Source organism: Leifsonia sp. NPDC080035 (assembly GCF_040050925.1).
In the GTDB taxonomy this organism is placed as follows: Bacteria; Actinomycetota; Actinomycetes; order Actinomycetales; family Microbacteriaceae; genus Leifsonia.
Genome location: NZ_CP157390.1, coordinates 2,130,980 through 2,143,737, shown reverse-complemented (window position 1 = coordinate 2,143,737; position 12,758 = coordinate 2,130,980). Strand labels below are relative to the sequence as shown.

Here is a 12,758-nt window from a genome sequence, read left to right as displayed (position 1 = left end):
TGCCGGGCGCCGTCCTGATCGCGGAGAGCAGCCGCGATGCGCGGCTGCTCTCCGGGGATGTCGAGGCGGACAGGGGGAAGTCCGGCGCGGCGTCGGACCCAGACGGCCCGGCGGATCAGCGGAAGGCGGCTCACGGGGTGCGACGGTATCCGCTCATCCCGGGCGGGTCAAGCCGGGCCGCCGTGCGCCGTGGATGGCGCGGCCGGCTCACGCGTCGACGTCCGCCCCCAGCTCCGGCGCCCCCGCCTCCTCCGTGCCGTGCCCGATCTGCGCGTACACGCGGGGGTTCCGCCGCTTCAGCACGACGCCCCAGACCACCCCGACGACGCCGGCCGCGATGACGATCGCGGGCAGGACGAACGTGGTCGCCGACGGCGGTGCCGTGGGGTCGCTCGTCAGCAGGGTGTTGAAGTAGACGACGATCAGGATGAACACCACGCCGAGGAGCACACCGGCGATCGCCGGGGCCACCGCCCGCTGCCAACCGCCGAGCCCGTGCCCGGTGCGCCGGAAGAACCCGATCACGGCAAAGGATACGATCGCCATCAGCAGCACCAGGCCGAGCGCCCCGGTGTTCGTCAGCCACGAGAACAGGGTGAGCACGGGGAACAGGATCGCCGGGGCGCCCTTCGGCGGCACCCAGCCGACGCTCGCGAGGGCGAAGGCGACGATGACGACCACCGCCAGGATCGTCTGCGTGAGCGATCCCGCCCACGGGGCGCGGCTGTGCGAGCGGACCCTGGCGAGCCACGACGGCAGGACACCCTCGCGGCCGAGCGAGAAGAAGTAGCGGGCGACCGCGTTGTGGAAGCTGACCAGCGACGCGAACAGGCTGGTGATGAACAGCACCTGCGCGATGTCGCTGATGAGCACGCCGACGTTCGACTGCAGGAACGAGAAGATCAGGTCCGGACCCTGCTCGGTGGAGTCCGCAACGACGTTGCTCGGGCCGGACGCGACGGTCATCGCCCACGAGGAGAGCGCGTAGAAGATCGCGATCACGCCGACGGCGGTGTAGGTGGCCCTGGCGACCGTCCGCTTCGGGTCCTTGGACTCCTCGCCGTAGATCGCCGCTGACTCGAATCCCATGAACGCCGCGATGCCGAACGCGAACACGGCGCCGATGCCGGGCACGAACAGCGAGGACGGGCTCAGCGCCTGCCCGCTCACGCCCTCCGGCGCGACGACGAAGGCGGCGATGTCGTAGACGATGACCACGAGGAACTCCAGCGCCACCAGCACGCCGAGCACCTTCGCCGACAGGTCGACCCGGTTCACGCCGAGCGCACCGACGATCGCGATGCAGACCAGGATGGGCAGCCACCACGGCACATCCCAGCCGAACTTCGTGTTCAGCAGGGACGCCACCTGATAGCCGAACAGCCCGTACACCCCGATCTGCATGGCGTTGTAGGAGACCAGCGCCACGAGCGAGACGCCGACGCCCATCGGCCGGCCCATGCCCTGCGCCACGTACGAATAGAACGCGCCGGCGTTGGTCACGTAGCGGCTCATCGCGGCATAGCCGACCGCGAAGATCGCGAGCGTGCCGCCCAGCAGCAGGAAGGACAGCGGCACGCCGAGCACCCCCGTGACGGCGAAGGTGGTCGTCACCCCGCCGGCGAGGACGGTCAGCGGAGCGGAGGCCGCGACGATCATGAAGGTGACGGCCGGCACGCCGAGCCGGCGGTGCGTTGCCGCGGGTGCGCCGGTGATCACGGCCGCGTCGTGTGTGGAGGTCACTCTCTACTCCCTTGTGAAAGCGCGCACACGGATGTGCGACTCCACCGATCCAAGCGGCACGCGCGCGCGACGGCTTGCACGCGGGCGCACGCCGTTTGTCCGCCGGGGAACAGAGCAGGCGGGCTCAGGCCTCGCCCGCGCCAGCGGCGAATTCGAGAAGCTGTCGCTGCATGTCGGCGTAGGACGTGGCGGCGGGGACCGGGCGCCCCTCGCGCACGGCGACCGCAGCGTCCACCGCCGCGTCGATGGCGACACGATACGGCAGCGAGCCGGTGCTGACCCTCCGGATGCCGAGGTCGCCGAGCTGCGCGAGCGACAGCCCCGGCACGACAAGCACGTTCAGCGGCAGCGGGATCGCGGCGGCGAGGCCCTCCAGAGTCGCCGGGTCGGCGGCGCCCGGCACGAAGACGCCGTCCGCACCGGCGTCGGCGTAGGCCAGCGCCCGATCCGTGACGGCCTCGACGGTGTCGTCCTCGTGGAACCAGTACGAGTCGACCCGCGCGTTCACGAACACGTCGGGCGCAGCGGCCTTGATCGCGCGGATCTTCGCGGCGGGGACCGCCGGATCCACGAGCCTGCCTTCCGCAGAGTCTTCGAGGTTGACGCCCGAGACGCCGAGCCCGGCGACGAAGGCGCCCACCTCCGCAGGGTCGCTGCTGTAGCCGTCCTCGATGTCCGCGGTGAGGTGCACGGGCAGGGAGCGGATCCGGTTCAGGAGCGCGACCGTCGCGTCCCTGCTCGCCCCTCCGGCATCCGGCCGCCCGGTGGCGGCGTTCACGCCGAAGCTCGTGGTGCCGATGGCCCGGAACCCGGCCGCCGCGAAGGCGATGGCGGAACCCGCGTCCCATGCGTTGGGGAGCAGCAGCGGCTCCGGCTGGAAGTGCAGATCGCGGAACGACATCGGCTCACCCTTCGACGCCAGAAGGGTAGCGCGCGTGCGCGGGGTCGCGGCAGCCCGCCCCGTCAGTCCCAGGTTGCCGGCGCCGCCTGCATGGCGACGATGCGGTCGCCCTCGACGGTGAACAGCAGCAGCGCGACCGATCCGTCCGGCCGGCGGGAGAGCACGCCGAACCGCCCGTCGGACTCGACGATGCGGAAGTCGGTGCCCGCGTTCGCCGTGCGGAAGGCGGTGGCGCCGTGGGCGATCTGCTCCGGCCCGCGGACGACGCGCACGCCCTCGGCGCCCTCGTCGATGCGGAACACCACGTCCGGGTGCAGGATGCGCACGAGCCGCTCGACATCGCCGCTGCCCGCCGCCTCCAGGAACGCCTCGACGACGGCGCGCTGCTGCGCCTTCGTCGCACGCGGACGACCCGGCACGTCGTCGGCGCCGCGCACCCGCTCGCGCGCTCGGCTGGCGAGCTTCCTCGTGGCCTGCGGCGTGCGGTCGAGGATGCCGGCGATGTCGTCGAACGGGAGCCCGAACACGTCGTGCAGCACGTAGGCCAGGCGTTCCTCCGGGCTCAGGCGGTCGAGGACGATCACCAGCGCCTCGGTGACACGGTCGACCTGCTCGGCGCGCAGGGCGGGATCCCCGCTCATCGCCGCGCCGGCGGCGACCGCGGACGGGCCGGACGGGCCGACCGCGGTCGCGCCGCCGGGCCCGGCATCCTCCACCAGCGGGTCCTCCCTGCGTCGCCCGCGGGAGCGCAGCAGGTCGAGGCTGATCCGGCTGACGACGCGGGTCAGCCAGGCGCGCAGGTCGCCGATGGCGGAGTCCTGGCGGCGCAGCCGGAACCAGGCCTCCTGCACCGCGTCCTCCGCGTCCGCCCGCGAGCCCAGCATCCGGTAGGCGACGGCGACGAGGTAGGACCGCTGCCGGTCGAACTCGGCCGCGAGCTCCGTCTGAGTCGTCTCCGTCATGAGCGCACCGTCCCTCCCGATGGTCCGTCCGCGTGCCACGCTAGCGCGCCGGCTGCAGCTCGGGGGCGATGTTGTGGTTGCGCGCGAAGACGTTGTGCGGGTCGTACTCCGCCTTGAGCGCGCCGAGCCGGCGAGCCGTCTCCTCCGGGTAGACGGCGGCGACGTCGTCGGCCGATGCCGTGGCGAGGAAGTTCGCGTAGGCGCCGGAGACGTGCGGAGCCAGGCGGTCCCAGGTGCGGGTGATGGCCGGCGCGGCCGCAGCGAGCGCGGGCTGCGGCCCGCCCGCGAACGTGGTGATCATCGCGGCGGCGTCGCGGTGCGCGAAGGCGGTCTCCTCGGACGGCACTCGGCCCATCGCCCCGCCGAGCGCGTGAACGCTGATCACGGCCGGCTGCTCCTCGCCGGCGATCTCCGCCAGCGTCGCCATGGCCTCCCGCAGGGAGGGGGCGGGCACGAACGCGTCGCGCACGCTCAGCCCGAACCCGGGTGGAAGCGCACCGCCCGGCTCCAGGACGTCGGCGTACGCCCGCCGCGCGACGTCGTCGCCGAGGACCGTGCCGAGCCGCCGGATGGGGTCGATCACGCGCCGTGCCGCGTCGTCGTCGCCGTCGACCGCCACCACGATCTCGACCGGGGCCTCGCGGCCGCCCGCGAACGGGTTCGCGAGCTTCGCGACCGAGCTGAGCTCGTCCGGTGCGCCGTGCACGTACTCGGCCCAGGCGGGCAGGATGCGGCCGGCCTCGGCGGCGGGGAACGTGATGCGCCCGAATGTCAGCTCCCCTCCGGGATGCGCCTCGAACTCGAACGCCGTGACGACGCCGAAGTTGCCTCCGCCGCCCCGCACCGCCCAGAAGAGGTCGGCGTTCCGCTCGCGGTCGGCGACCACGAACTCGCCCGCCGCGGTCACCAGCTCGACCGCCGCCAGGCTGTCCAGCGCGAGTCCCTGCGACCGCACCATCCAGCCGATGCCGCCGGAGAGCGTCAGACCACCGACGCCGACGCTCGCGGTGTCTCCCGAAGAGATGACGAGGCCGTGCGGCGCCAGGGCAGCGCAGACCGCGCCCCAGCGCGCACCGCCGCCGACGCGGACACGGTCGCCGCCCAGCAGCTCCACGCCGGACAGCGCGGCGAGGTCGAGAACGATGCCCCCGTCCAGCGTGCCGAAGCCGGCGAACGAGTGCCCGCCGCCGCGCACCGCGAGGGGCATCCCGGACGTGGCCGCGAAGGCGACCGCCGTCCTCACGTCATCCGCTCCCCCGGCCTGGACCACGACGGCCGGCTCTGCCGCGGCGAGCGGGGTGCGGCTGGCCGCGTCGTAGTCGGCATCCCCCGCGGCGATGACCCGTCCGCCGATGCTCCGGCGCAGCGCTTCGATCGACTCCAGCATGTCTTCTCCTCGTCGTCCTCGTGCGCGCTCGATGCGCGCACAGAAGAGAAGACGCCGCAGGCGGCACGGATGTGACGGATCGACGGGAAATCGGCAGAGAGAAGGCCGTGGCGGCCGCCGGCCTGACCGGGAGAGGTCGTCGCCTCGGGCCGCCACGGCCCTGTCGAGTGGAACGATACGCCCGCTCCATGCGGGAACACAATAGCTGCGGGGCCGCAATTCCTAGGAATCCGAAACACCGGCCCCGTCAGCCTGGCGCGGTCACCTCAGGTCGGCGATGATGCGCCCGACGTCCGGGGTGCCCCAGCCCGTCGGGCGGTCCCAGCCGGCCGTCGCGGAGTAGCCGCCCGAGTAGGTGGGCGTGATGTTGCTGCCCTGGGTGACGTCGAAGAGGATGCCCTTCGCCGCCCAGCCCGCCGCGTACCGCTGCCCGACGTTGCCGACCGTGTGCCCGACCGCCTGGATGGTGTCGGCCGTCAGCGCCGCCCACTGCGGGGATCCCGCAGACGTGCCCCCGAAGTAGTAGAGGCCGTTCGCGTCGCCGCCGAGGAACCCGAGGTAGGTGAGCACGCCGGTGTAGACGCTCGCGTTGTACGCGACGTCCGACCCACCCTTGGGCAGGAACAGGCTCGGGGCCCCGCCGGTCTCGCCCACCACGCCGAACGCGCAGGTGAGCGGGCAGTCCGCGTAGTCGCCCCACACCGTGTCGTGCGGCTTGTTCAGGCCGCTGCCCGCCCAGACGTTGGTGCCGCCGACGGCGGTGACATTCGGGTCGGAGGCGGGGAACCCGAAGTTCGGGTAGCCGGCGCCGTTGTCCGATCCATCGTCGCCGGAGGAGGCGAACAGGGACATCCCGGCGGCGGCCGCCGTGGCGAACGTCTTCTGCACCTGGGTCGTCTGCCCGTTGTTCGCGTGCGGGGACGAGATCAGGTAGTCGGCCTCGCCGTAGCTCATCGACAGCACGTTGCCGAGCCGGTTGTCCACCGCGTAGCGCACGGCGTTGTCGAGGCTCGCGCCGTGGTCGTTGGCCGCGACGACGAGCGCGATGTCCGCGCCTGGCGCCACCGCATGCGCCCACTGCACATCGAGCGAGGTCTCCTCGGCCCAGCCGGTCTGCGTTCCGCGGCCGTTCCACGTGGGCTTGCCTCCCGGGTAGTAGACCGTCAGGTGCGGGGCGGGCAGGCCGAACGTCTGCGAGAACGTCGCGAGGTCGGAGGCGACGGTCGGGCTGCCGAAGGCGTCGACGATGACGACCGTCTGGCCCGTGCCCGCGGGCACGCCGTTGATCGTCGCGGGGATGTCGTAGGCCGCGCGGATGCTCTGCGGAGTCTGGCAGGCCACGGCTCCCCCGGTCTGGGCGAGGCAGTCGGCCGGTGTGAACGACGGCTTCAGGGCGCTGGTCGCGAGCGTCGCCTTCTCGACGATGGGATGGACGGTGTAGACCCCGCTCGTGGCGGGGGCGGCTGCCGGCGTGGTCGCCGCCGTCGCCGGAGCGGTGGCTCCGACGGCCAGGGCGGCGGCCCCCGCGATCGCGAGGGCGAGTGAGACGAGCGATGTGCGTTTCATGGTGCTCCCTTGTCCCGCCGTCGCTCCGTCGCGACGGCACAGCGGCACAGTACGCCGCGTGGAGTTGTGCGGAGAAGACAGCGGGAGGGCGAGGCCGCCCGTTTCTGAACGGTTTCGCAGGAGCGGGAATCCTGCGTCTTGACGCCTCGCCGTTGCACTCCTACATTATCGATTACTCACTATCGATAGGAGCAACGATGCTCGTTTCATCACGTGCGCGCCGCCGGCGCGGCGCCATCGGGGCGGCCGTCACCGCGGCGACCACCCTGATCATCGGTCTGACCGCCACCCCGGCCCTCGCCGCGGCAGCGGGCCCGGAATCGGGGACGACCTACTACGTGTCCGTGGACGGCGCACCGAGCGCGGACGGGCGCTCCGCCTCCAGCGCCTTCCGCACCATCCAGCAGTGCGCCGATCGCGCCCAGCCGGGAGACACCTGCCTGATCGGCTCCGGCACCTACCGGGAGACGGTCACGCCGCCGCGCTCTGGCACCGCGGCAGACCCGATCGTGTTCCGTGCGGCGCCCGGCGCGACGGTCGTCGTCAGCGGTGCGGAGCGCCTCAGCGGCTTCGCCCCGGTGCTGCAGAAGGACCTGGACCGCATCGCCGCGACCGATCCGTACGCCGCGGAATCGCTGTTCAGCCGGGCGGTCGCGGACCGGAAGATCTTCAGCGTCGCGGCCGACCTCGGCTCCGCGGGCGCGGAGGCGCAGGTCTTCACCGACGGCGCCATGGACATCGAGGCCTCGTACCCGTTCCCCGGCACGGACCTGCTCGACCCGGTCGTGGAGCGCGCGCAGGCAGGCTCGGCGGACGCGACGATCGTCGATCCCGCACTCACCCGTCCGGCCGGATACTGGGACGGGGCACGCGCCCTGACCTCCTACTGGTACATCACCACCACCGGGACCGTCGCGAGCTCCGCCGTGGGCTCGGTCACCCTGACCAGCGCGCCCGTCTGCGTGCACAAGGTGGTGCCGACCGACACCTGGTACCGACTCTCCGGCAAGATCGGCGAGCTGGGGCATCCCGGCTCGTACTTCTACGACGCGCAGGCCAAGCGGCTATACGTCTACAGCGACGACAACCCCAACCGGCACCGGATCGAAGCGAAAGCCCGCGACCTGGCCTTCGACCTGACAACGGCGAGCAACGTCACCGTCGAGGGGATCGGCCTGTTCGCCTCGACCATCCGCACCGGGGATGCGAGCACCGGCGTCACGCTCGACGGCATCGACGGCCGCTACCTCAGCCACTACTGGGACGTCACCCGGGGCACCACGAACTGCGGCGAGAACGTCACCCGCGGCGTCGCGGACACCGGCATCGTGCTGAAGGGCACCGGCAACACCATCCGCAACAGCCACCTGCAGTACAGCGCGGGCAACGGCGTCTCCCTCGGCGGCCACGGCAACACGGCCGTCGACAACACGATCAGCGACGTGGACTACGCGGGCACCTACGCCGCGGCCGTCGCCGTCCAGGGCCACAGCCAGACCGTGACCCACAACACGATGCAGCGCTCAGGCCGCAGCGGCATCAACCTGCAGTGGAACGGGGTCGCCGGCACCACGGCGGGACCGGACAGGATCGCGTTCAACGACATCTCCGGCTACGCGACGCTGAGCCTCGACACTGCGGCGATCTACTCGTGCTGCTCGGCGCGCATGGAGGGCACCCGCATCGATCACAACGTGCTGCACGATCCGAACCCGCGCGCCGGCGGCGTCTATCCGTTCGGGATGTCCGGCATCTATGCCGACAACGGCATGAGCGATCTGCAGATCGACAACAACGTCGGCTGGGGCAATCCGGAGGGCACCGTCGAGCTCAACGGGCTCGGCTCCGGATCGCACGACAACGCGGTCTACAACAACACCGGCGGGATGACGCTGTTCTACGTGCGCGAGCCCGGTCAGTCGACGGGCACGAAGATCTACAACAACATCGGGCCGATCAAGGGGATCGACCGCGCGACCGAGGGCGGTCTCGTCCTGTCGAACAACCTGACGGACGGCGACCCGCTGTTCGTGGACGCGGCCGCCCACGACTATCGCCTTCAGCCCGGCTCCCCCGCCCGGAACGCCGCGATTCCGCTGCCCGGGGTGAACGACGGCTCGACCGATCCGGTGCCGAGCCTCGGCGCCTTCCCGTACGGCGCCCCGGCGTGGGAGGCCGGCGCGCGGCGCTGACCAAAGGAACGCACGAGGGCCGCTCCGCTCGGGGCGGCCCTCGTGTCTGAGCGGCCCGCGCCGGGCGTTCACCGATTATCGATTATGCTGGAGGAATCGCGCGCGAGGGCGGGCGGCGAGAGGACGACATGACGCAACGGCTGGTATTCGCGGGCGACTCGATCACGGACGCGGGCCGCGACCGGTCCGACGACGGCTCCTACGGCGACGGCTACGTCGCCCTGATCGTGGAGGCGCTTGCGGAGGACACGGAGGCGGTGGTGCTCAACCGCGGCATCGCCGGCGATCGCGTCGTCGACCTGGAACGCCGCTGGCAGCGGGACGTGCTCGACGCGCGGCCGGACATCCTGACGGTCTACGTCGGGGTGAACGACATGTGGCGCCGCTTCGACAGCGACGACCCCACCTCCGCCGCCGACTACGAGGCCGGCTACCGGCGCCTCCTGGACGCGGTGGACGCCGCAGCCCGGCTCCTCCTGATCGAGCCGTTCTTCCTGCCGCTGAACGACGACCAGGGCGCGTGGACGGCGGACCTGGACGAGAAGCGGGCCGTCGTCGCCCGGATCGCCGAGGACACCGGCGCCCGGCTCGTCCCACTGCAGGACACGATGAGCCGCGCGGCGGCCGAGCACGGCGTTGCCGCGATCGCGCCGGACGGCGTGCATCCGACGCCCGCCGGCTCCCGGCTGATCGCGGACGCCTGGCTCGCGGCGTACGCGTCCGTGACCGGAGACGACACCCGTGCGGCGGAGGCGGGGGCACGATGACCGACCACCTCGGCTCGCTCTCCGAGCTCAAGCGCGGCCTGCTCTCCGACCAGATCTACGAGCTGATGAAGACGATGATCAAGGACGGCACGCTCGCCCCCGGCGAGCAGCTCGTCGAGTCGCAGCTGGCCAAGCGGATGCAGGTCAGCCAGGCGCCGGTCCGGGACGCGCTCAAGCAGCTCGCGCACGAGGGCCTCGTCTCGCACGTGCGGCACCTCGGCAACTTCGTCGCCAGCTACTCCGACGAGGAGGTCGCCCAGGCCCGGTTCGCCCGCGCGGAGCTGGAGGCCATCGCCGGCCGGCTCGCCTGCGGACGGCTCACGCCCGAGGCGCGCACGCAGCTGAGCGGCCTGATCGAGCGGATGCACGAGGCGGCGGACGCGAAGGATCTCGGCGCGTTCCGCGAGTTCGACTTCGTCTTCCACCGCAGCGTGATCGAGGCCGGCGGGAACAGCTACCTGCCGCGCTGGTGGGACATCATCGAGCCCGGGCTGCGCTCGATGCACGTGCTCGGTGACCCGGCCTTCGAGGGCGATTGGCACGAGGTCGCCGACTGGCACAAGAGCCTGCTCGACCTGCTCGATGGGGACGACCCGGACGCCGCCGCCGCGCTGTTCCGGGCGCACGCGGCGGGCACGCTGCTGCCCGAGCGGGAGGCGGGCGACGCCGCGGCGGGCGACGCGGCTCAGAGCCGGTAGAGCACGCGGGCGGTCCCGCCCCAGAACCCCTGCGCGGCCTCGGCGGTGAGCGGCGGCAGCGCGGCACCGATCCGCCGGACCAGCTCGGGGTACGGCGCGACCCGCGCCGACATCGGCCAGTCGCTGCCGAACAGCAGCCGGTGGATGCCGAAGGCGTCGAGCGCAACGTCGACGGCGGTCCGGAGCCGCGAGCCGTCCTGGTCACCCGCCGTCGCGATCCCGGAGAGCTTCGCCCACGCGTTCGGCAGCGCGGCGACCGCGCGCAGCCCGCGCTCCCACGCGACGTCCGGGTCGCCGGCGCCGAGGCCGAGGTGGCAGAGGACGAAGCGGGTGCGCGGGTGCCGCGCCAGCACCGCGGCGACGCCGTCCAGCTGCTCCGCCCGCACCAGGAACTCCACGACCCCGTCCGCCGCGGCCACCCGCTCGCAGGCCGCATCCAGACCGGCGACGTCCGCCAGGTCGGCGCGGCGATCCGGAACGGCGACCCGCATCCCCCGAGCCGGGCCGCCGACGAGGGAGACGGCCCAGCCGTCCGGGTCGGCCGGGTCGTACTGGACGACGGCGCCGGCGAGCAGCGGGTCGCACATCCCGGTGAGCCAGAGCGCCTCCGCGCGGCTCGCTCCGGCCTGCACCGCGATCGCGCCGGTGAGCGGCCCCGGGCCGGGGCCGGGGACCGGTGTCGGGCTCGCCGCAAGCGGCGCGGCCGCGGCGGCGAGGTCCGCGAGCCGGACGGTCTCCGGCAGGCCCAGCCCTGGCCGGAACCACGGCAGCTCGACGCGGTCGAGTTCCCAGAGATGGATGTGCGCGTCGAGCACGCCACTCATCCCGGCACCCGGGCGACCGCGTCCTCCAGCTCGTCCCAGAGCTCGTCGGGGATGCGCGCGTGCTCCGCGTCCGCGAACGCCGCCACCTCCTCCGGGGTCCGCGCGCCGACGACGACGGCCTCCACCGGCTCCCGGCGCAGCGGGTAGCGCGCGGCGACGGTCGGCAGCTCGACGCCGCGGGCGAGGCAGAGCTCACGCAGCCGCAGCGCCGTGGCGCGCAGCCCGGGGGCGGCCTCCCGGTAGTCGAAGTAGGGCGAGCCGACCGGGTCGGCGAGGATGCCCGAGTTGTAGACGCCGGCCGCGATCACACCGATTCCACGCGAGACCGCCGCGGGCAGTAGCTCGGCCTCGGCCGTGCGGTCGAGCAGGGTGGTCCTGCCCGCGATCATCACCACGTCGAGATCGGCCTCGCGGACGAACCGGGTCAGCGGCTCAGGCCACACCATACCGACGCCGACCGCACGCACGACCCCCTCCTCGCGCAGCCGCAGCAGTGCGGGGAGCGCATCGCGCAGCGCCGCATCCACGTCGGCCGGATCGTGAAGGTGGAGCAGGTCGATCCGGTCGGTTCCGAGCCGGAGCAGGCTGCCCTCGACGCTGCGAAGGACACCGTCGGCGGTCAGGTCGCCGACGGTGTCCCGTCCGATGCCGCCGACCGGGACGTCCTCCCCTGCGGCATCGACGATGCGCCGGCCGACCTTGGTCGCGATCACGACGCTGTCGCGGTCGACACCGGCGAGCGCCCGGCCGAGCCGGCGCTCGCTCGCGCCGGCGCCGTAGTGCGGCGCCGTGTCGAAGAAGCGGATTCCGCGCTCCAGCGCTGCCGTGACGGTGGCGTCAGCGTCCGCGTCCGCCACCGCCCGGTACAGGTTGCCGATCGGGGCGCAGCCGAGCCCGAACGCTACGGACACGCCGGGGGTCGCGGTCAGAGGGCGAAGGCCTGCGCGGAACGCCACGCCTCGTACTCCTCTCGCGTGTCCGGGGTCAGCGGGTAGTAGTCGCTCAGCCGCGCGCCGCCGTCGAGACGGTGCCTGCTGAACGTCTCCCAGTCCTCGTGGTCGCGTGCCGCCTCGATCACCTGGCCGCTCATGGCCTGCGGCACGATCACCGGGCCGTCGTCGTCAGCGATGACGACGTCCCCTGGCATGCAGAGCGCGCCGCCGACGGCGACCGGCACGTCGTAGCCCCACGGGAACAGCTCTGTCTGCGACGCGTAGTGCGGCGTCGTGCCCGTCGACCACACCGGGAGGCCGAGCTCGCGGATGCGGCCGGCGTCGCGGATCCGGCCGTCGACGACGATCCCGACGCCGCCCTTGCGCTTGAAATAGCGCGCGAGGATGTCGCCGATGCAGCCGGAGAACCGGCTGCCGTACGCCTGCACGACGAGGACGTCGCCCGGCTGCACCTGCTCGAGCACCGCCCAGAGCGCGGTGTGCCGCTCGACGTACTCCTGGCCGAGCCCGGAGGCGAGGTCCTCGCGCTGCGGCATGAACTGCAGGGTGATGGCGGAGCCGACGATGCGCTGGCCCGGCGTGAGCGGGACAGGACCGTCGACGTAGGAGCGGCTGATGCCCATCCCGTGCAGCTTGGCGCACGCGGTGGCGGACGACACGGTGTCGAGGCCCGCGATCGTGTCCGGGTCGGCCCGGCGGTACGCGTCCCCGCGCACGGGCAGGGCGAAATCGGGATGCGGGAGGGCGCCTGCGGCGTCGGTCATG

General features: G+C 72.7%; 11 protein-coding genes. 3 read left to right on the top strand and 8 right to left on the bottom strand.

Annotated elements, in window-relative coordinates:
• Window positions 1-207 precede the first annotated feature (207 nt).
• The 5 genes from AAME72_RS10565 to AAME72_RS10545 form a co-directional block, all read right to left on the bottom strand.
• The gene (locus tag AAME72_RS10565) at window positions 208-1,743 is read right to left on the bottom strand and encodes an APC family permease (RefSeq protein WP_348786523.1); all 1,536 of its coding nucleotides are present in this window, start codon (window positions 1,741-1,743) and stop codon (window positions 208-210) included.
• Window positions 1,744-1,867: 124 nt separating this feature from the next.
• On the bottom strand, window positions 1,868-2,644 hold the full coding sequence (locus AAME72_RS10560; protein WP_348786522.1) for an isocitrate lyase/phosphoenolpyruvate mutase family protein: 777 nt from the start codon (window positions 2,642-2,644) through the stop codon (window positions 1,868-1,870).
• 62 nt (window positions 2,645-2,706) lie between these two features.
• Complete coding sequence (locus AAME72_RS10555) at window positions 2,707-3,606, bottom strand: sigma-70 family RNA polymerase sigma factor (RefSeq protein ID WP_348786521.1); 900 nt, start codon at window positions 3,604-3,606, stop codon at window positions 2,707-2,709.
• 40 nt (window positions 3,607-3,646) lie between these two features.
• Window positions 3,647-4,993 (bottom strand): FAD-binding oxidoreductase, encoded by a 1,347-nt coding sequence (locus AAME72_RS10550; RefSeq protein WP_348786520.1) that lies wholly within the window; start codon window positions 4,991-4,993, stop codon window positions 3,647-3,649.
• Between the two features lie 261 nt (window positions 4,994-5,254).
• Window positions 5,255-6,559, bottom strand: a complete 1,305-nt coding sequence (locus AAME72_RS10545) for a S53 family peptidase (protein ID WP_348786519.1) — start codon at window positions 6,557-6,559, stop codon at window positions 5,255-5,257.
• Between the two features lie 197 nt (window positions 6,560-6,756).
• Here AAME72_RS10545 and AAME72_RS10540 point away from each other — a divergent pair, with 197 nt between their 5' ends.
• From AAME72_RS10540 to AAME72_RS10530, 3 genes are all read left to right on the top strand, one after another.
• A complete protein-coding gene (locus tag AAME72_RS10540; protein ID WP_348786518.1) occupies window positions 6,757-8,751 on the top strand; it encodes a right-handed parallel beta-helix repeat-containing protein in 1,995 nt (664 codons plus the stop codon).
• A 128-nt stretch (window positions 8,752-8,879) separates the two neighbouring features.
• A complete protein-coding gene (locus tag AAME72_RS10535) occupies window positions 8,880-9,518 on the top strand; it encodes an SGNH/GDSL hydrolase family protein (RefSeq protein ID WP_348786517.1) in 639 nt (212 codons plus the stop codon).
• Complete coding sequence (locus AAME72_RS10530) at window positions 9,515-10,216, top strand: GntR family transcriptional regulator (protein WP_348786516.1); 702 nt, start codon at window positions 9,515-9,517, stop codon at window positions 10,214-10,216. Before AAME72_RS10535 ends, AAME72_RS10530 begins: the two co-directional genes overlap by 4 nt.
• Here AAME72_RS10530 and AAME72_RS10525 read toward each other — a convergent pair.
• Genes AAME72_RS10525 through AAME72_RS10515 form a run of 3 tightly spaced genes read right to left on the bottom strand, consistent with a single transcriptional unit; the run spans window position 10,204 to window position 12,757 of the window.
• The gene (locus AAME72_RS10525; RefSeq protein WP_348786515.1) at window positions 10,204-11,040 is read right to left on the bottom strand and encodes an amidohydrolase family protein; all 837 of its coding nucleotides are present in this window, start codon (window positions 11,038-11,040) and stop codon (window positions 10,204-10,206) included. The two genes, AAME72_RS10530 and AAME72_RS10525, sit on opposite strands and share 13 nt — an antisense overlap.
• Complete coding sequence (locus tag AAME72_RS10520) at window positions 11,037-11,996, bottom strand: aldo/keto reductase (RefSeq protein ID WP_348786514.1); 960 nt, start codon at window positions 11,994-11,996, stop codon at window positions 11,037-11,039. The genes AAME72_RS10525 and AAME72_RS10520 overlap by 4 nt, the downstream gene beginning before the upstream one ends.
• Complete coding sequence (locus tag AAME72_RS10515; protein WP_348786513.1) at window positions 11,966-12,757, bottom strand: ribonuclease activity regulator RraA; 792 nt, start codon at window positions 12,755-12,757, stop codon at window positions 11,966-11,968. Before AAME72_RS10515 ends, AAME72_RS10520 begins: the two co-directional genes overlap by 31 nt.
• Window position 12,758: the final 1 nt, after the last annotated feature.